At 74.3% G+C, this 16,834-nt stretch carries 14 protein-coding genes; 9 read left to right on the top strand and 5 right to left on the bottom strand.

Features of this window, described 5'->3' with window-relative positions; translation table 11 throughout:
• Window positions 1-161 precede the first annotated feature (161 nt).
• Window positions 162-1,022 (bottom strand): alpha/beta hydrolase, encoded by an 861-nt coding sequence (locus tag AWQ70_RS30530; RefSeq protein WP_067183704.1) that lies wholly within the window; start codon window positions 1,020-1,022, stop codon window positions 162-164.
• A gap of 120 nt (window positions 1,023-1,142) precedes the next feature.
• Between AWQ70_RS30530 and AWQ70_RS30525 the strand changes: the two genes are divergently transcribed.
• From AWQ70_RS30525 to AWQ70_RS30515, 3 genes are all read left to right on the top strand, one after another.
• The gene (locus AWQ70_RS30525; protein ID WP_084517984.1) at window positions 1,143-1,871 is read left to right on the top strand and encodes a type 1 glutamine amidotransferase; all 729 of its coding nucleotides are present in this window, start codon (window positions 1,143-1,145) and stop codon (window positions 1,869-1,871) included.
• Window positions 1,872-1,998: 127 nt separating this feature from the next.
• On the top strand, window positions 1,999-5,004 hold the full coding sequence (locus AWQ70_RS30520; protein ID WP_067183830.1) for a bifunctional [glutamine synthetase] adenylyltransferase/[glutamine synthetase]-adenylyl-L-tyrosine phosphorylase: 3,006 nt from the start codon (window positions 1,999-2,001) through the stop codon (window positions 5,002-5,004).
• A gap of 219 nt (window positions 5,005-5,223) precedes the next feature.
• Window positions 5,224-6,414: a hypothetical protein gene (locus AWQ70_RS30515; protein ID WP_067183699.1), complete on the top strand. Its 1,191-nt coding sequence runs from the start codon at window positions 5,224-5,226 to the stop codon at window positions 6,412-6,414.
• 181 nt (window positions 6,415-6,595) lie between these two features.
• On the opposite strand, the gene AWQ70_RS30510 is transcribed toward AWQ70_RS30515, so the two are convergent.
• Entirely contained in the window at window positions 6,596-7,387 is a 792-nt protein-coding gene (locus AWQ70_RS30510) for an HAD family hydrolase (RefSeq protein WP_067183697.1), read from the bottom strand.
• A complete protein-coding gene (locus AWQ70_RS30505) occupies window positions 7,384-8,169 on the bottom strand; it encodes a GntR family transcriptional regulator (RefSeq protein ID WP_067183693.1) in 786 nt (261 codons plus the stop codon). Before AWQ70_RS30505 ends, AWQ70_RS30510 begins: the two co-directional genes overlap by 4 nt.
• Window positions 8,170-8,324: 155 nt before the next feature.
• Here AWQ70_RS30505 and AWQ70_RS30500 point away from each other — a divergent pair, with 155 nt between their 5' ends.
• From AWQ70_RS30500 to AWQ70_RS42280, 5 genes are all read left to right on the top strand, one after another.
• Window positions 8,325-9,461, top strand: a complete 1,137-nt coding sequence (locus AWQ70_RS30500; RefSeq protein ID WP_067183690.1) for a TIGR03364 family FAD-dependent oxidoreductase — start codon at window positions 8,325-8,327, stop codon at window positions 9,459-9,461.
• Between the two features lie 42 nt (window positions 9,462-9,503).
• Window positions 9,504-10,445, top strand: a complete 942-nt coding sequence (locus AWQ70_RS30495; RefSeq protein WP_067183687.1) for a phosphate/phosphite/phosphonate ABC transporter substrate-binding protein — start codon at window positions 9,504-9,506, stop codon at window positions 10,443-10,445.
• Window positions 10,442-11,266 (top strand): phosphonate ABC transporter ATP-binding protein, encoded by an 825-nt coding sequence (locus AWQ70_RS30490; protein ID WP_084517980.1) that lies wholly within the window; start codon window positions 10,442-10,444, stop codon window positions 11,264-11,266. Before AWQ70_RS30495 ends, AWQ70_RS30490 begins: the two co-directional genes overlap by 4 nt.
• A complete protein-coding gene (gene phnE / locus AWQ70_RS30485; RefSeq protein ID WP_067183684.1) occupies window positions 11,263-12,069 on the top strand; it encodes a phosphonate ABC transporter, permease protein PhnE in 807 nt (268 codons plus the stop codon). The genes AWQ70_RS30490 and phnE overlap by 4 nt, the downstream gene beginning before the upstream one ends.
• A 107-nt stretch (window positions 12,070-12,176) precedes the next feature.
• Complete coding sequence (locus AWQ70_RS42280) at window positions 12,177-14,531, top strand: GH1 family beta-glucosidase (protein ID WP_067183681.1); 2,355 nt, start codon at window positions 12,177-12,179, stop codon at window positions 14,529-14,531.
• 42 nt (window positions 14,532-14,573) lie between these two features.
• Here AWQ70_RS42280 and AWQ70_RS30475 read toward each other — a convergent pair whose 3' ends face one another.
• Both AWQ70_RS30475 and AWQ70_RS30470 read right to left on the bottom strand, forming a co-directional pair.
• Window positions 14,574-15,077: a DinB family protein gene (locus tag AWQ70_RS30475; protein ID WP_067183679.1), complete on the bottom strand. Its 504-nt coding sequence runs from the start codon at window positions 15,075-15,077 to the stop codon at window positions 14,574-14,576.
• A 148-nt stretch (window positions 15,078-15,225) separates the two neighbouring features.
• Window positions 15,226-15,879, bottom strand: a complete 654-nt coding sequence (locus tag AWQ70_RS30470; RefSeq protein WP_067183677.1) for a pyridoxamine 5'-phosphate oxidase family protein — start codon at window positions 15,877-15,879, stop codon at window positions 15,226-15,228.
• Between the two features lie 398 nt (window positions 15,880-16,277).
• Between AWQ70_RS30470 and AWQ70_RS30465 the strand changes: the two genes are divergently transcribed.
• Window positions 16,278-16,829 (top strand): hypothetical protein, encoded by a 552-nt coding sequence (locus AWQ70_RS30465; protein WP_218004718.1) that lies wholly within the window; start codon window positions 16,278-16,280, stop codon window positions 16,827-16,829.
• Window positions 16,830-16,834: the final 5 nt, after the last annotated feature.

The raw sequence follows: 16,834 nt of genomic DNA, 5'->3' as shown, positions 1-16,834 counted from the left end.
AGGGCGTCCGGCGACATCCGGCGGCCCGTGGCCCCCGCGAGAGCGGGCGCGGCCACGGGCCGCCGCGCGTCGGGGAACGGTGATCCGCCGCCCGGCGCGCGGGACCGGGCCCGCCCCGTCGGGGCGGGCCGGTTCCTCGCCGTGCGTCCGTCCGGCCGGGATCAGTCGGCGGTGAGGCGGTCGACGACCGTGCGAACGCAGCGGTCGTCGAAGACGATCGTGTAGTGGTTGCAGTCCTCGACCACCTCGTCCCGGAGTCCGGGAAGCCGCGCGGTCCAGTGCGCGGCCAGGTCGTCGGGCAGCATCCCCACCGGCTGGTCGAGGAGGCCGCGCGGCGCGCGCAGCAGGCCGAGCGGCGACGTGATCTTCTCCAGCGCCCGGCCGATCTCCTCCGCCCCGGTCAGCAGCCAGCGGCCGTCCTGCCGTACGGCGTCCTCCTGGGCGCGGGGCCGCACCGCGCCGTCGGAGCCGGCCGCGTCGTACCGCACGTACTCCTCGACGGCCGGGGACCAGTCGCCGGCGAACGCGGGGTGCGCCTGGAAGAAGCGGACGTAGTCGTCCACGCTCGGATAGGTCTGGCTCAGCCGCGCGATGGCGGGCCCGAGCGTGGCCTCGAGCACCGCGTCCGGATCGGCACCCGGCGGCATCGGCAGCGGGAGCCCGCCGTCGACCATGACGACCCTCGCGTACGCGCGCCGCGCGCCGTGCAGCGCCGCGACGTACGCGCCCATCGAGTGGCCGGTGAGCACCGAGGACTCGTCCGCGCCGACGTGCTCGGCGACGAGGTCGAGGTCGTCGGCGTGCCGGGGCAGCCCGTACGGCCCGGGCACGTCGGCGCTGTGGCCGCGCCCGCGCAGGTCCACGGCGACCAGCGACCATCCGGCGGGAAGCGCCTCGCCCACCGCGCGCCAGGCCATGAGAGAGGCGGTGATGCCGTGCGCCGCGATGATCAGACGCGGCCCAGCGCCGAACGTCGCGATGCGCAGCCTGCCGCCCGGGACCGTGACCTCGTCGAACCGCATCGGCTCCTCCTGGGATGAACGATCTTTCCGCTGCCGTTGCCCGGCACTGTACGGCAGCGGCCTCACAAAAGGTACGTCCAGTGACAGACGTGTAATTTCTCCCCCTTTATGCTCGTCGGCATGAGCGAGCGTGTCGTCGTGGTGGAGCATGAGGCCCACGCGGGCCTGGGGTTCTTCGCGGAATGGCTGGAGGACGCGGGCATCGAGTACGAGGTCGTCCGGCCGCACAGGGGAGAGGCCGTCCCGTCCGACCCCGGGGCCGGGCTCGTCGTGCTCGGCGGATCGCCCTCGGCCTGGGACGACGACGGGTGCGCGTGGTTGCCGGACACCCGCGCGCTCATCGCCGGAGCGGTGCGGAGCGGCGTCCCGACGCTGGGCGTCTGCCTCGGCGCGCAGCTCATGACGATCGCGTGCGGCGGCGCCGTCGAGCGCGGCTCGAACGGCCTGGAGATCGGGCTCGGCTCCGTCGAGCTGCTGCCCGAGGCGGCGGACGACCGCCTGTTCGGCCCGGTGGCCGCGGCGGCGGCGGAGCCGCGGGCCGTGCAGTACCACTACGACGCGATGACCGCGCTGCCTCCGGGCGCGGTGCGCCTGGCGACCGGGTCGCGCTATCCGAACCAGGCGTACCGGCTCGGCGACTCGGCCTGGGCGGTGCAGTTCCACCCCGAGGCGACGCCGGAGATCTTCGCGAGCTGGACCGCCGCGGGCGACCTGGCCGACCACGACGTGGCCGAGCTGGACCGCGAGGTGAAGGAGGCCGAGCCCGCGCTCCGGGCCGCGTGGCGTCCGCTGGCCGAGGCGTTCGCCGGCCTCGTACGCGAGCACCGGGAGGGGCGCGGGCGCCGCTGACGGCGTCCGCCGCGCCGGGACCGATCTCCGCGACGGGCCCTTCCCCGCCCTGTGTACCGTTGCCGTGGAGGGCACCCGACATCGAGCTGGAAGGCTGGAAGAGGGCACGGTGAACGCCGACTCCCGGATGCAGACCACGGCCGGGCGACTGGCCAGGCTCGGATTCGCCGACGGGGCCAGGGCCGGGCGGCTGCTGGACGGGCTCGGCACGGAGGCGGCGGGCGACGTCGGCCTGCTCGGCGACCTCCTCGCGACCGCCGACCCCGACCTCGCGCTCACCTCGCTCACCCGCCTGGCCGAGCGCGACCCGGGCGTGCTCGGGACGCTGCGCGCGGACCCCGCCCTGCGCGCCCGCCTGCTGCGCGTCCTCGGCCTGAGCGCCGCGCTCGGCGACCATGTCGTACGGCACCCGGAGCACCTGCGCCTCCTGGAGGAGCGCTCGCACGGCGCGGCGAACGGCGCGCGAACGGAGCCGGCCATCGAACCGGAGAGCGGGTTCGCGGCCGGGGCCGGGCACACCGGACGAGATCCGCGCGAGGAACTGGTCGACGCGGTCGCGGCCTTCCCGGGGGACCGCCGGGCGGCGCTGGACGCGCTCCGCGTCGCGTACCGCGGCAGGCTGCTCCACCTGGCGGCCCGTGACGCGATGGGCGAGTCGGCGTTCGCCGAGACCGCCGCCGAGCTGTCCGACCTCGCCGCCGCCGCGCTCGACGCCGCCCTCGTCATCGCCCGCGCCGAGGTCCCGGACGCCGGCGACGTGCGGCTCGCCGTCATCGGCATGGGCAAGTGCGGCGCCAGGGAGCTCAACTACATCTCCGACGTCGATGTGATCTTCGTGGCGGAGCCGCGGCCGGGCGCCGACGAGACGAAGGCGCTGCGGGCCGCGACCAGGCTGGCCCAGGCGATGATGCGCGCCTGCTCCGAGAGCACCCCCGAGGGCGCGCTGTGGGAGGTCGACGCCGGACTGCGCCCCGAAGGCAGGATGGGCCCCCTGGTCCGCACGCTCGACAGCCACCTCGTGTACTACCGGCGGTGGGCGAAGACCTGGGAGTTCCAGGCGCTGCTCAAGGCCAGGCCGGTCGCGGGCGACCAGGAGCTCGGCCGGGAGTACGTCGCCGCCGTCGACGAGCTGGTCTGGCAGGCCGCCGCCCGGGAGAACTTCGTCGAGGACGTGCAGGCGATGCGGCGGCGCGTGGAGGCGCAGGTCAGGGCCGGCGACGCCGAGCGGCAGCTCAAGCTCGGACCGGGCGGGCTGCGCGACATCGAGTTCGCCGTCCAGCTCCTCCAGCTCGTCCACGGGCGGCGCGACCCGCTGCTGCGCCGCCGCGCCACGCTGTCCGCGCTCGCCGCCCTGTCCCGGGGCGGGTACGTCGGGCGGGAGGACGCCAGGTCGCTCGCCGAGGCGTACACGTTCCTGCGCCGGGTCGAGCACCTGATCCAGCTTCACCGGCTGCGCCGTACGCACGTGGTGCCGTCGGAGACCGCCGACCTGCGCAGGATCGGGCGGGGCCTCGGCCTGACGGGCGATCCCGTCGGCCGGTTCACCGCCACCTGGCGGCGGCACGCGCTCGAGGCGCGGCGGCTGCACGAGAAGCTGTTCTACCGGCCGCTGCTGCAGGCCGTCGCCCGGCTGCCCGGGACCGAGACCCGGCTGTCCGCGGCCGCGGCCACGGCCCGGCTGGAGGCGCTCGGATACGCCGACGCCGAGGGCGCGCTGCGGCACATCGCCGCCCTCACCAGCGGCGTCTCCCGCCGCGCGGCGATCCAGCGCACGCTGCTGCCCGTCATGCTCGGCTGGTTCGCCGACGCGCCGGACCCGGACGCCGGCCTGCTCGGGTTCCGCCAGATCAGCGACCGGCTCGGGGCGACACCGTGGTACCTGCGGCTGCTGCGCGACGAGACCGCCGTCGCCGAGCGGCTCGCCCGCCTGCTCGGGACCAGCCGCTACGTGACCGGGCTGCTGCTGCACGCGCCCGAGGCCGTCGCGATCCTCGGCTCCGACGACGCCCTCGCCGTACCGCCCGCCTCCGCGCTCGCGGCCGAGGCCGCCGCGGCGGTCGCCCGGCACGGCGGGGACGCCGAGACCGCCGTCGCCGCGGTACGCGCGCTGCGCCGCCGCGAGCTGCTGCGCACGGCGTGCGCCGACCTGGCCGGGCTGATCGACATCGAGGGCGTCGGGCAGGCGCTCTCCGCGCTGAACGACGTGACCGTCCAGGCCGCGCTCGACGCGGCCGTCAACAAGGTGAGCGTGGAGCGGCGCGGACCGCTGCCCACCCGGATCGCCGTGATCGCGATGGGCCGCCTGGGCGGCCTGGAGAGCTCCTACGCGAGCGACGCCGACGTGATGTTCGTGCACGCCCCGCTGCCGGGGGCGGCCGACCGGGACGCCACGGACGCCGCCCACGCCGTCGCCGAGGAGCTGCGCAGGCTGCTCGCCCTCCAGGCCCCCGATCCGCCGCTGCTCGTGGACGCCGGGCTGCGGCCCGAGGGCAGGCAGGGGCCGCTGGTCCGGACGATCGCCTCCTACCGGGCGTACTACGGCCGCTGGTCGTCCCACTGGGAGGCGCAGGCGCTGCTGCGCGCCCGGTTCTGCGCGGGGGACGCCGGGCTCGGCGCCGAGTTCATCGACATGATCGACCCGATCCGGTACCCCGAGGGCGGCATTCCCGGCGACGCCGTACGGGAGATCCGCAAGCTGAAGGCCCGGATGGAGGCCGAACGGCTGCCGCGCGGCGCCGACCCGGCCCTGCACACCAAGCTGGGCCGCGGCGGGCTCTCCGACGTGGAGTGGGTCGCGCAGCTCGTCCAACTCCGCCACGCGGGAGCCGTGCCGGCGCTGCGCACGACCAGGACGCTCGACGCCCTGCGCGCGGCCGTGGCCGAGGGGCTGCTGGCCTCCGAGGACGAGGCGGTGCTTGAGCGGGCGTGGCGGTTCGTCTCACGCATCAGGGACGCCGTCATGCTGGTCAGGGGCCGGGCCGCGGACACGATCCCCACGGCGGTCAAGGAGCGGGCGCTGATCGCCTGGGCGCTCGGCTACCCGCCCGACGGTTCCGAGGACTTCATCGAGGACTACCGCCGCGTCACCCGCCGGGCCCGGGCGGTCGTGGAGCGCGTCTTCTACGAGGACTGAGCCACGAGGAGGGACGCGGGGCTCGACGTGGCGTGTCCCAGCCTGTCGTGAGGGGGCGCGCGAGGGTCGGGCCGTCGACCGGGGCCGCGGGGACTCGATGTGCCGATTCCGTTGCCGTCGCCGGGCGCCGCGGTGTATCAACGGTGCGGTCGGCATCCCCCACGTGGATCCCCGGCCCCGGCGCACGGGACCTCCACGCGCAGATTCGCGGTGATCTCCATGATCTCGTACTACACCGACCTCGCCCTCGGCCTGGTGCTCGCCTTCCTGCTGCTGTCGCTGCTGGTCAGCGGCATCAACGAGGGCATCGTCCGGCTGCTCGGCATCCGCGGCAAGTTCCTGTGGGCGTACCTGCGCGACACCCTCGACGGCGCGGAGGTCGCGGACCGGGTTCCGGCCGCGCTGCGGTTCCTGGTGCGCGTGCTCGACCGGTTGAAGAGGGTCGGGCGCTGGTTGTGCGACCGGCTGGCCGACCTGCTCCCGCCGCCGGGCGAGGGACGCTCCCGGCTGCCCGCGACCGTGCTCGGGGTGTTCGCGAAGCTGCCCTTCGGCCGGGATCCCCGCCCGGCCTTCACCGCGCGGCCCGCTCCCGTGGAGAGCCCGCCGCTCGCCGACGAGACCCGGGCGGAGGCCGGGACCGCCGCGCCGGGACAGGGCAGGACCATGGCCGACCTCCTCCACGAGCGGCTGCAGGAGATCGACCACTCGGCGCGCGGCAGGACCGGCATCGCCCAGATCCCCCCGGTCCGCTTCGCCGTCGCGCTGCTGGAGATCGCCGGCGACATGGGCGGCGTCGAGCGGCTGATGCACGAGCTCGACACGCTCGGGAGCCCGCTCTACCGGCCGCTGAAGGCGGTGTGGGACCGCGCCTCCCACGACGCCGAGGCGTTCCGCAAGGGGGTCGAGGACTGGTTCGACGGCGAGATGCAGCGGCTCACCGTCCTCTACCGGAGATACGTCCGCTGGGTGATCGCCGTGCTCAGCCTCCTCGTCACGGTGCTCTTCGGCATGGACGCCCTGGAGTACGGCAAGTCGCTGCTGAACGACAGCGCCTACCGCAGCTCGGTCGCGGCGTTCGCCCAGTCCGGCCCGGACGCGCTGGCCCCGCTGAAGGAGCGCTGCGCGCCGGGGGAGGACACCTACACCTGCGTGACCGAGGTGCTGAGCACACCCGCGTTCGCGCGGATCTTCACGCACGCGCCGGTGGGGGTGGAGATGTCCGCCGAGGCCGAGGCCGGGCCGTCCTGGTCGTGGCGCGGGGGCGACTGGTGGAGCCGGGTGTCGTCCCCGTCCCACTGGCCCGGCTTCCTGGTCACCCTGGTCGCGCTGCTGTTCGGCGCCCCCTTCTGGTGGGACGTCCTCCGCCGGATCACCGGCATCCGCTCCCGCGCCTCAACTCCGGACAAATAGCCGCCCCAGCGAACGGCCGCCCGGATGAGCGGCCGCTCGATCCACCATGCCGCCCGGGTGAGCGGCCGCTCGATCCACCATGCTGCCCGGCCCATCATGCCGCCCGCACGAACAAGCGTCTGGCCGAACAGCGCCTGGACCCACGGCCGCCCGCCGGCCGCTTCACCGGGCGGCCGTGCCCCTACCGGGCGGGCAGGCCGAGCAGGCCGGGCAGGTCGGCGACGCCCGGCAGCAGGTGGGTGTGCCGCTCAGCGCCGAGGCCGACGGCGTCCAGCTTCCCGGTCAGCACGCCGACGACCAGGCCGGCGCCCGCGTTCGTCCCGGCCTGGAGGTCGCGCACGGTGTCGCCCGCCACCGCGACCCGCGCCACGTCCCGCACGCCGGTCGCCTCCATCACCCGGAAGATCATGTACGGCGCCGGGCGGCCCGCGGGCACGTCGTCCACGCAGGCCACGGCATCGATCACCACGGAGCCGCTCACCACCGGGTCGGCCACCACCGGGTCGACCACCACCGGGTCGGCCACAACCGCGCCGTCCGCCGCGTCGCCGGAGGCCGCCGTGCCCGCGCCGGACGCGACGCGCCAGCCGAGGGTGGCGAGCAGCGCGGCGGTGACCTCGCGGTCGAAACCGGTCGTCAGCGCCACCTTGATCCCGGCTGCCCGGATCCGCTTCAGGGCCTCGGGGACGCCGGGCAGGGGAGCGGGCGGGCGGTCGCGGTACGCCTTGTCGAGCCGGGCCCGGAAGTCGGCGAACGCGGCGTCGACGGTCGCCTCGTCCGGGTCGCGTCCGGTGCTCTCGGCGAGCAGGCGCGTGATCGCCTCACGCTTGCTCGCGCCCATCCAGCGCTGGACGTCCGGCTCCGTGGGGCGGCCTCCGGCGGCGGTGACCGCCTCGGCCAGGGCCTCGTACACGGCTCCGTACTCGTCCACGGTCGTGCCGGCCATGTCCAGGACCACGAGTTCGATCGTCATGGGGTCTCCTCGTCAGTGGGTGCGTTCGTCTCGCCCACGCCCGGGCGGCAGGCGCGGCCGACCGAGGGACGGGCCTCCTGGGCGTTCTCGATCGTGAAGGTGACGACGTCGGGCCGGTACCGGTCGTCGGAGTACTCGTACGGCTCGCCCGCGGCGCTGCCGGCCCTGCGGCGCTCGCGCAGCAGGGGCGCGCCCGGCGGTACGCCGAGCAGTTCGCCGTCCGTCCCGTCGGCGGCGACCGCGTCGAAGACGTGCCGGGCGACGGAGAGATCGACCCCCCGCTCCGCGAGGTAGGCGTAGACCGACCCCGAGTCGGTGTCGAAGTCGAAGAGCAGGCGGCCCACCGGCTCGACGAACGCGGTGCGCTCGACCATCGTCGGCCGCCCGTCCAACAGGCGCAGCCGCAGCAGCTCGACGACCGGGTCGCCCTCGTCGATCGCCAGCGCGTCGGCCACCTCGGGCCGCGCCGGCCGCCGCGCGATCTCCACCGTGCGCTGCCCCGGCGTGCGGCCGAGGCCGCGCGCCCAGAGCGAGAACGACAGGAACGTCTCGAACGGTTGCGGCACCTGGCCGGTGCGCACGACCGGCGGCCGCCCGCGGCCCCCGCCGACGAGCCCCTCGGCGCGCAGCGCGCTCAGGGCCTGCCGTACCGGGCCGCGCGAGACCGACCACTGCTCGCACAGTTGGGACTCCGACGGCAGGGCCGCCCCGACGGGGAACTCGCCGCCCGCGATGCGGCGGCGCAGGTCGTCGGCGATGCGCTGATGAATAGCCTGCTCCACGGCAGTTGACTATACATCTCGACCCGGGTGCCGCAAGCGGCTGCGATCTCTTCGAAAATCGCTTTGACCTGCGAGGTTAATAGCAGGCGAACAGGTCGCGACAACTCGCTCGGACGTGTTGACGGCCGCCGGACGGGTCGGCCACCTTGCTTGTCATGACAAGTGCACCGCTGCTCGCGAGGCCACGGGAACGCACCGACGTCGTCATCGTCGGCGCCGGGATCGTCGGCCTCGCCCACGCCGTGGACGCCGTGCGCCGCGGCCTGTCCGTCGTGGTCGTCGAACGGGACGATCACGCCGTCGGAGCCTCGGTGCGGAACTTCGGCCACGGATGCTTCACCGCGCAGGACGGCCCGGCCCTCGACTACGCGCTCGCCGCCCGCGACGCCTGGGTCCGGCTGGCGAAGGAGGCCGGCTTCTGGCTGCGCGAGTGCGGCACCGTGGTGGTCGCCCGCGCCGACGACGAGCGCGCCGTGCTCGAGGAGTTCCGCGAGCGCCGCGGCGACCAGGTGAGGCTGCTCGACCGCGCCGGCGTCGAGGCCCGGGTGCCGGTCGGCGAGGACGCCGTCGCGGGCGCCTGGCTCCCGCTGGACATCCGGGTCGATCCCCGCGAGGCCGTCCACGCCCTCGCCGCCTGGCTGGCGGGCCGGGGCGTGCGCTTCCTCTGGGGGACCGCCGCCCTGACGATCGAGCCGGGCCTCGTCCGCACCGGCCGGGGGGACGTGACGGCCGGCGCGGTCGTGCTGGCCGTCGGCCACGACGTCGACCGGCACTTCCCGGACCTGGCCGACGAGGCGGGCGTGGTCCGCTGCGCCCTGCAGATGGTGCGGGTGCGCGCCCCCCTGGGCCGCGCCGTCGACCCGGCCGTCTTCAGCGGCTTCTCGCTGCTGCGCTACCGGGGCTTCGGGGGCTGCCCGTCCCTGCCCGCCGTCCGCGCCCGCCTGGAGGCCGACCACCCCGACCTGGTCGCCGCCGGGCTCAACCTCATGCTCACCCAGCGGCCGGACGGCGACCTCACCCTCGGCGACACGCACCTGTACGGCCGGACGCTCGACCCGTTCAGCACCGAGGCCCTCGACGAGGCGGTGCTGGACCAGGCGGCCCGGCTGCTCGGCACGGGCCCGCTGAAGGTGGTCGAACGGTGGCGCGGCGTCTACGCCGCCGCCCCCGAGCACGACTTCCTCGTCGAGGCCCCCGCCCCCGGCGTGCGGGTGGTCGCGGTCACCTCCGGCGTCGGCATGACGACCGCGCTGGGACTCGCCCCGCGCGTCCTCGACGACCTGCTCGCCTGATCCCGTCCCCCTTATCCGTAGAAGAAGTCGAAGGAGACTCAGATGCGCGCCAAGCGGCCGATCATGTTCGTCGCGGCGGTCTCGTCCCTCTGTCTCGCTCTCGCCGCCTGCGGCGGCACGGGCACGGACGCGGCCGCCGGATCCGCCGGGTTCACCGCCGGGTCCGCGTCCGCCACCTGCCCGGACGGCAGGATCCGGTTCGGCATCGAGCCGTACGAGGACCCGGCCAAGCTCAAGCCCGCCTACGAGGTGCTCGCCTCGGCGCTGGAGAAGAAGCTGAACTGCCCGGTCGAGCTGCAGGTCGTCGACGACTACTCCGCCGAGGTGCTCGCCATGCGCAACGGCAAGCTCGACATCGCGCAGTTCGGGCCGCTCGGGTACGTCTTCGCCAGCGAGAAGGCCGGCGCCCAGGCGCTCGTCTCCTTCGCCGACTCCTCCGGCCGGCTGACCACGTACACGGCGGGGATCTGGGTGCCGAAGGACTCGCCGATCACGTCCGTCGCCGACCTGAAGGGCCGCACCCTCGCCCTCGGAGGCACCGGATCCACCTCCGGCGACGCGCTGCCCCGGTACGCCCTCAAGCAGGCCGGCGTCGCCGAGGCCGACGTGAAGATCAACTACGCGGGCGGGCACCCCGAGGCGCTGCTCGCGCTGACCAACGGCAAGGTGGACGCGGCCGAGATCAACAGCCAGCAACTCGCCGCCGCGCAGGCCGCGGGCACGTTCGACCCCGCCGGATACCGGAGGATCTGGACGTCCGACCCGATCCCGAACGACCCGATCACCGTCGCCGGCACCCTCGACCCGGCCTTCCGCACCGCGCTCAAGGACGCCCTGCTCGGTCTCGAACCCGGCGACGTCGCCAAGGTCGGCGCGTTCCTCGACGTCGACCCGCCCGGCCCGCTCGCCGAGGTGACCCGGGACACCTACCGGCCGCTGTTCGACCTGGCCGCCGCGCTCGGCCTGACCGAGAAGGACGTATGAGCGTGTCGCCGGGACGTTCAGCGGGCGGCACCGCCCTCGCCGACAGGTCTCCGTCCCCCGAGGCCGCGCCGCCGCTCTCCATCTCCGGGCTGCGCAAGTCCTTCCCCGGCCGCACCGTGCTCGCCGGGCTCGACCTGCGGATCACCGCCGGACGGCTGGTCGCGGTGCTGGGCGCGAACGGTTCGGGCAAGTCCACCGCCCTGCGCTGCGTGGTCGGACTGGAGCGGCCCGACGGAGGGTCGATCCGCCTGCACGGCGAGGAGATCGTCGGGCTGTCCGGGCGCGAGCTCGCCCGGCGGCGCAGCCGGGCCGCCATGATCTTCCAGAAGATCCACCTGGTCCAGCGGCGCGGCGTGCTCGACAACGTCTGCGCCGGGGCGCTCGGACGGCTGCCGCTGCGCCGGTCCCTCACCCCCGCCCTGTTCCCGCGCGAGCTGCGGGAGGAGGCGATGGAGTGCCTGCGCCGCGTCGGGCTCGCCGACCGGGCGGGCGACGTGGTGGGCAGGCTGTCCGGCGGACAGCAGCAGCGCGTCGCGATCGCCCGCGCGCTGTGCCAGCGCGCCGACATCGTCCTGGCGGACGAGCCCGTCGCCGCCCTGGATCCGGCCGCCGCCGCGCAGGTCCTGGAGCTGCTGTCCGAGCTGGCCCGGGAGCAGGGCCTCGCCGTCGCCGCCGTACTGCACCAGCCGGAGCTGGCGCGGCGCTACGCGGACCGGGTCGTGGGCCTCGCGCGCGGCCGGCTCGCCTTCGACACCTCGCCCGGACACCTGTCGGACCGCGACCTCGACGACCTCTACGCCACCGGGGAGGCGGCGCCATGACCACCGGCACACGCGTGCCCGCCGCCTCCGGCCGCAGGTCGCCCTCGGCGGCCGGGGCGGCCGTCGTCACCGTGCTCGTCGTGCTGCACGTCCTGGCCTGGCAGGGGACCGGGTTCTCCCCGGCCGACCTGGTGCGGGGCTGGCGCGGGATGGCCGACTTCGCCGGCGAGGCGATCCCCCCTGACCTGTCCTGGCCCGTGCTGGGCGCCGGGATCCGGGCGGCGCTCGTCACGCTGTACATCGGCCTGCTCGGGACGACGTTCTCGGTGCCGTTCGCGCTCGTCCTCGCCGTCCTCGGCGCCCGGACCACCGCGCCGAACAGATGGGTCTACCAGGCGGCCAGGTCGCTGCTGTCGTTCCTGCGGGCCGTGCCGGACGTCGTCTTCGCGCTGATCTTCGTGACCGCCGTCGGGCTGGGGCCGTTCGCCGGGGTGCTCGCGCTGATCTTCCACAACACCGGCGTCATGGGGAAGCTCTGGTCGGAGGCGATGGAGGAGATCGACCTCGGGCCGCGCGACGCGCTGCGCACCAACGGCGCGAACGGCGTCCAGGTCGTGGCGCACGCGATCCTGCCCGCGGTCGTGCCGCAGTTCGTCGGGCTGCTGCTGTACCGGTTCGACGTCAACGTGCGCTCGTCCCTGGTGCTCGGGCTCGTCGGCGCCGGGGGGATCGGCTTCCTGGTCAACCAGTCGATCAAGCTCTTCCGGTTCGACCAGATGGCCACGCACCTGCTGATCGTGCTCGTGCTCGTCGTCGGCGTCGACCTTCTCTCCGCCGCCGTACGCCGCCGCGTCGCCGTCTGACGCGCGACGGCCCGTCGGCTTCCCGGCCGCGCGCTCTCTCCGACGGCGTTCCGGCGCCCGTGGTGGCAGACTGGGCGTTCATCGAGTCGCTGGAGGGTTTCGCGTAGATGCGCACCGCTTCGTTCCCAGAGGGGTTCGTCTGGGGAGTGTCCACGTCCGCGTTCCAGATCGAGGGCGCCACCGACCACGACGGGCGGGGACCCTCCATCTGGGACGCCTTCGGGGGCGGAGGGAACGGCGACCCGGCCTGCGATCACTACCGGCGCTACGCGGAAGACGTCCGGCTGATGCGGGACCTGGGCATCGCCGCGTACCGGTTCTCGGTGAGCTGGTCGCGGGTGTTGCCGGAGGGGCGCGGCCGGGTCAACGGCCCGGGGCTCGACTTCTACGACAGGCTCGTGGACGAGTTGCTGCGTGCGGGCATCGCCCCGTACGCCACGCTGTACCACTGGGACCTGCCGCAGGCGCTCCAGGACGGCGGAGGGTGGGTCTCGCGCGACACGGCCCGCCACTTCGCCGACTACGCCCGCGTCGTGTACGACAGGATCGGCGACCGCGTGGACACCTGGTTCACGTTCAACGAGCCGTGGGTGGCCGCCTTCCTCGGGCACGCCTCGGGAGTGCACGCGCCCGGCCGGCAGTCGGCGTCCGACGCCTTCGTCAGCGCCCACCACATGCTGCTCGCGCACGGGATGAGCCTGGAGGCGCTGCGCGCGCGGGGCGCCGCGAAGGTCGGCGTCGTGTTGAACCTCTCGCCCGTCCTCACCCCCGCGCAGCTCGGCGACATGTCCGTCGACCTCCCGGAGGAGGACGCCGAGGCGGTGGCGAGGATCGACGCCCTGCACAACCGGCAGTTCCTGGATCCGGTGCTGCGCGGCCGCTACCCCGCCGACCTGCTGCCCCTGGTCGAGAAGGCCGCGGGGCTCGGCCACATCCACGACGGTGACCTCGACCTCATCGGCCGGCCCGTCGACCTGCTCGGCGTCAACTACTACACGCCCCTCGCCGTGCAGGCGCAGCCCAGCGCGCCGGCCGACCCGGCGTTCCCGGGCAGCGAGGGCGTGCTGTTCTGCAGCGTGCCCACGGCCGTCACCGCGATGGGCTGGCCCATCATGCCGAGCGGCCTCTCGCTGGTCCTGCGGCGCCTGTCAGAGGAGTACCCCGAGACCGAGCTGATGATCACCGAGAACGGCGCCGACTTCGTCGACGTCGTGGCCGGCGACGGCATCCACGACGTCGACCGGATGAGCTTCGTCGAGGAGCACCTGCGCGCCCTGGAGACCTCGCTCGACGAGGGCGCCCGGGTCCGCGGCTACCTGCTGTGGTCGCTGCTCGACTGCGTCGAGTGGGCGGACGGCTACCGGCGCAAGTTCGGCATCGTCCACGTCGACTTCACCACGCAGCGGCGGCTGCTCAAGGACAGCGCGCTGTGGTACCGCGACGTCATCAAGCGCAACGGGCTCGGCGCGGAGCCTCCGAAACGGCCGACCCTCGAGACCGTCGCCGCGCGCGCGGGCGTCTCCCGGGCCACCGTCTCGCGGGTCGTCAACGGCGAGGGGTCGGTCAGCCCCGAGGCGCGCGCCGTCGTGATGCGCGCCGTCCAGGAGCTGGGCTACGTGCCGAACGCCGCCGCGAGAAGCCTCGTCACCCGGCGGACCGACTCGGTCGCGCTCGTCCTGTCCGTCCCGCGGCACGGCGGCGACCCGCTGATCTCCGCCGTCGTCCGGTACGTCGCCGGCGTCCTGGAGGGGGCGGGCAAGCAGATCACGCTGATGCTCGCCGACACGGCCGAGAGCCACCGGCGCATCATCCGGCACGTGGAGGCGAGGCAGGTGGACGGGGTCGTCCTCGTCCCTCCGGACGGTCCCGACACGCTGGCCGAGCGGCTCGCCCGCACCGGTGTGCCGATCGTGCTGCTCGGCCGGCCCGCCGTCGCCTCCCTCGTGCCGTACGTGGACGTGGACAACACGGGCGGCGCGAAGGCCGCGACCCGGCATCTCCTCGACCGGGGACGCCGCCGCGTCGGCGTGATCTGCGGGCCCATGGACCTCGTCGCCGTGCAGGACCGCCTCGCCGGGCACCTGGCCACGCTGCACGAGGACGGACTGCGGCCGGCGATCGCGCTCGCCGGCCCGGACCGGGCGTCGGGCGTCACGGCGGCCCGCGAGCTCCTTTCCGGCCATCCCGGCCTGAACGCCGTGTTCGCCACCTCCGACGAGCTGGCGATCGGCGCGCTCGAGGCGGCGCGCGAGGCGGGGCTGCGGGTGCCGGAGGACCTGGCGATCGTGGGCTTCGACGACATCCACGCCGCCTCCTGCACGACCCCGCCGCTCACCACCGTCCGGGTGCCCGCCGCCGACCAGGCCATGGCCCTGGCCCGCCTGCTCCTGTCCCGTCTCGACGGCCGCCACACGACCCCCGTCGTCCTCCCCACGCGTCTGGTGGTCCGCGGCACGACGTGACCCCGCGGCGGGACGTACGGGGGCGGACGGTTCGGACGCGGCTCAGTCGCCGGTGACGCCGTCGGCCATCTCCCTGAGGATGTCGATGTGCCCGTTGTGGCGGGCGGTCTCCTCGATCAGATGCATGATGATCCAGCGCAGCTCCACCTCCTTGCCGCCCCGGATCTTGCGCTTCGCGAGCGTGCCGAGATCGTGGGACGCCACCAGCTCGCGGTAGCGGTCGCACTGGGCCTCGTAGTCGGCCAGCAGCTCCGCCAGGGGGAAGTCGGGGCCGATCCGCATCTCGCGGTCGGGGTCCTCGCGCGTCCACGGCCCCTCGTCCTCCTCGCCGAGGAACACGACCTGCATCCAGGAGTACTCCACCCAGTGCAGATGGCTGACCAGGCCGGAGATCGTCATGAGCGGGGAGCCGGGGAGCGGGGCCTTGCGGGCGTCCTCGTCCGAGAGCCCCTCGCACTTCGCGTGGACGGTGGCGCGGGCGTAGTCGAGGAAGGTCGTCAGCATGGTGCGCTCGTCGAACGACGAGGGCATGTCGGTGCGTGTCATGCGCCGATCATTCACAGGGCCGCATCCGGTGTCCACTCGATAAACGCCCCCGCCCGCCGGTCCGTGCGGGGACACGGCGAGCGTGCGGGGGCTCCGGTGTGCGGCTGGTCCGCCGGGTGCTCACCGGGCCCGGGCCGGGCGCCGGCGGTCAGGCGGTGTGGCGAGGGGCCGGCTGGTAGAGCCGCTTGGAGTAGGACTCGCCGTAGTAGCGCTCCAGCTCCTCCAGCGTCTCCTCCGTGGGCTGGACGCTCTTGACGATGCTGGCGTGCGACGGCAGCGCGTCGGGGTTCCACGTCTCGGGCTTCCACAGCTCCGAGCGGAGGAACGCCTTGCCGCAGTGGAAGAAGATCTGCTCGATCTCGACGACGAGGGCCAGGCTCGGCCGGTGCCCCTTGACGACCATCCGGTCGAAGAACGGGGCCTCGCGGACCAGACGGGCCCTGCCGTTGATCCGCAGCGTCTCGTTCCGGCCCGGGACCAGGTAGATGAGGCCGACGTACGGGTTGGCCAGCACGTTCAGGAAGCCGTCGGCCCTCCGGTTGCCGGGCCGCTCCGGGATCGCGATCGTGGCGTCGTCCAGGACGATCGTGAACCCCGCCGGGTCGCCCTTGGGGGAGACGTCGCAGGCCCCGTCCGCGCCCGCGGTCGCGACCAGGCAGAACGGCGAGGCCGCCAGCCACTCGCGGTCGCGTTCGTGCAGCGTCACGCGCTCCTTGGCGACCGCCCTCGGCATGGGGTCGCCCAGCAGCTCGCGAAGCTCGGCCGCCGACGTTATCTCCACGAACTCGCTGCTTTCCTCCATGGCCGCTCCCGTCGTCGCGCGTTGATCAACCGTCGTTGAGCATACTTCGCGGCATTCGTCTCATCAGGGGCGGGCATCGCCGCATGCTTCGATCGGGCGTCGCCCGCCCGCGCCGCGTACGGAACCGCTTGAAAATCTACACTGTAAAGGCGCGGGAAGGCCGTCGCCTCATGATCGGCGGAGCGCACGGCCGGTTCGCGTGCTGGACGACCCCCGCAAGGCGGCGATGCTCAGGGAGCTGCACGGCGGGGGCGACCTGCACCGCGACCGAGGACGACAACAGGCGGGTGCTGGCGGTGCTCGCCTACTTGCGCGGTGCGGCACGGTAGTCCCAGGCCTACCTCGGCCTCGTCCTGGCCCCCATGCGGAGGCGCCCCCGCGCCGGTTTCAATGAACGCGTGCAACGAATGACCGGATTGCTGATCGGCGCGACCTTCGGCGCCGTTTTCGTCCTCGTCAACGCGGGGCCCCCGCTGAGCGACGTGGTCGTGTACCTCCTGCGACTGGCGGCCTGCCTGGCCGCGGCGAGCGTTCTCGCCATGTGGTTCGTCGCCGCCCGTAGGGGACGGCCCGCCGAGGGACGGCGGCCGGCCGAGGGACGGCGGCCGGCCATGTTCGGCCGGGGCTACCTGGTCGTCGTGGCGGCGGAGGCGGTGCTGCTCTTCGGCGGGCTCCGGATGCTGGCCGCCTGGGGACGCCCCGAACAGGCCAACGTGGCCTGGGTGGCGTTCGTGGTCGGCGTGCACTTCGTCGCGCTCGCGCCGATCTGGAGGGACCGGAGCATCGCCGTCCCCGGTGCGCTTCTCACCCTGCTCGGGGCCGCCGGTCTCGTCCTGGCGTCGACGGCCGCCGTCGCCTGGGTGCCGTTCGTCAGCGGCGTGTTGCCGGGGGCGGTGCTGCTGATCGGCGGCGTCGCCTTCGGCCGGCGCGCGCTGCCGCCCGCACACTGAAGACC

This window comes from Microtetraspora niveoalba (assembly GCF_001570405.1).
Lineage (GTDB): Bacteria > Actinomycetota > Actinomycetes > Streptosporangiales > Streptosporangiaceae > Microtetraspora > Microtetraspora niveoalba.
This window is presented reverse-complemented; position numbering and strand designations above follow the sequence as displayed.

Coding starts and splice junctions, on each gene's coding strand:
- AWQ70_RS30515 (WP_067183699.1), top strand. CDS start 5,224: ATGATCTCGTACTACACCGACCTCGCCCTCGGCCTGGTGCTCGCCTTC.
- AWQ70_RS30490 (WP_084517980.1), top strand. CDS start 10,442: ATGAGCGTGTCGCCGGGACGTTCAGCGGGCGGCACCGCCCTCGCCGAC.
- AWQ70_RS30470 (WP_067183677.1), bottom strand. CDS start 15,879: ATGGAGGAAAGCAGCGAGTTCGTGGAGATAACGTCGGCGGCCGAGCTT.
- AWQ70_RS30510 (WP_067183697.1), bottom strand. CDS start 7,387: ATGACGATCGAACTCGTGGTCCTGGACATGGCCGGCACGACCGTGGAC.
- AWQ70_RS30475 (WP_067183679.1), bottom strand. CDS start 15,077: ATGACACGCACCGACATGCCCTCGTCGTTCGACGAGCGCACCATGCTG.
- AWQ70_RS42280 (WP_067183681.1), top strand. CDS start 12,177: ATGCGCACCGCTTCGTTCCCAGAGGGGTTCGTCTGGGGAGTGTCCACG.
- AWQ70_RS30495 (WP_067183687.1), top strand. CDS start 9,504: ATGCGCGCCAAGCGGCCGATCATGTTCGTCGCGGCGGTCTCGTCCCTC.
- AWQ70_RS30520 (WP_067183830.1), top strand. CDS start 1,999: ATGCAGACCACGGCCGGGCGACTGGCCAGGCTCGGATTCGCCGACGGG.
- AWQ70_RS30530 (WP_067183704.1), bottom strand. CDS start 1,022: ATGCGGTTCGACGAGGTCACGGTCCCGGGCGGCAGGCTGCGCATCGCG.
- AWQ70_RS30525 (WP_084517984.1), top strand. CDS start 1,143: ATGAGCGAGCGTGTCGTCGTGGTGGAGCATGAGGCCCACGCGGGCCTG.
- phnE (WP_067183684.1), top strand. CDS start 11,263: ATGACCACCGGCACACGCGTGCCCGCCGCCTCCGGCCGCAGGTCGCCC.
- AWQ70_RS30500 (WP_067183690.1), top strand. CDS start 8,325: ATGACAAGTGCACCGCTGCTCGCGAGGCCACGGGAACGCACCGACGTC.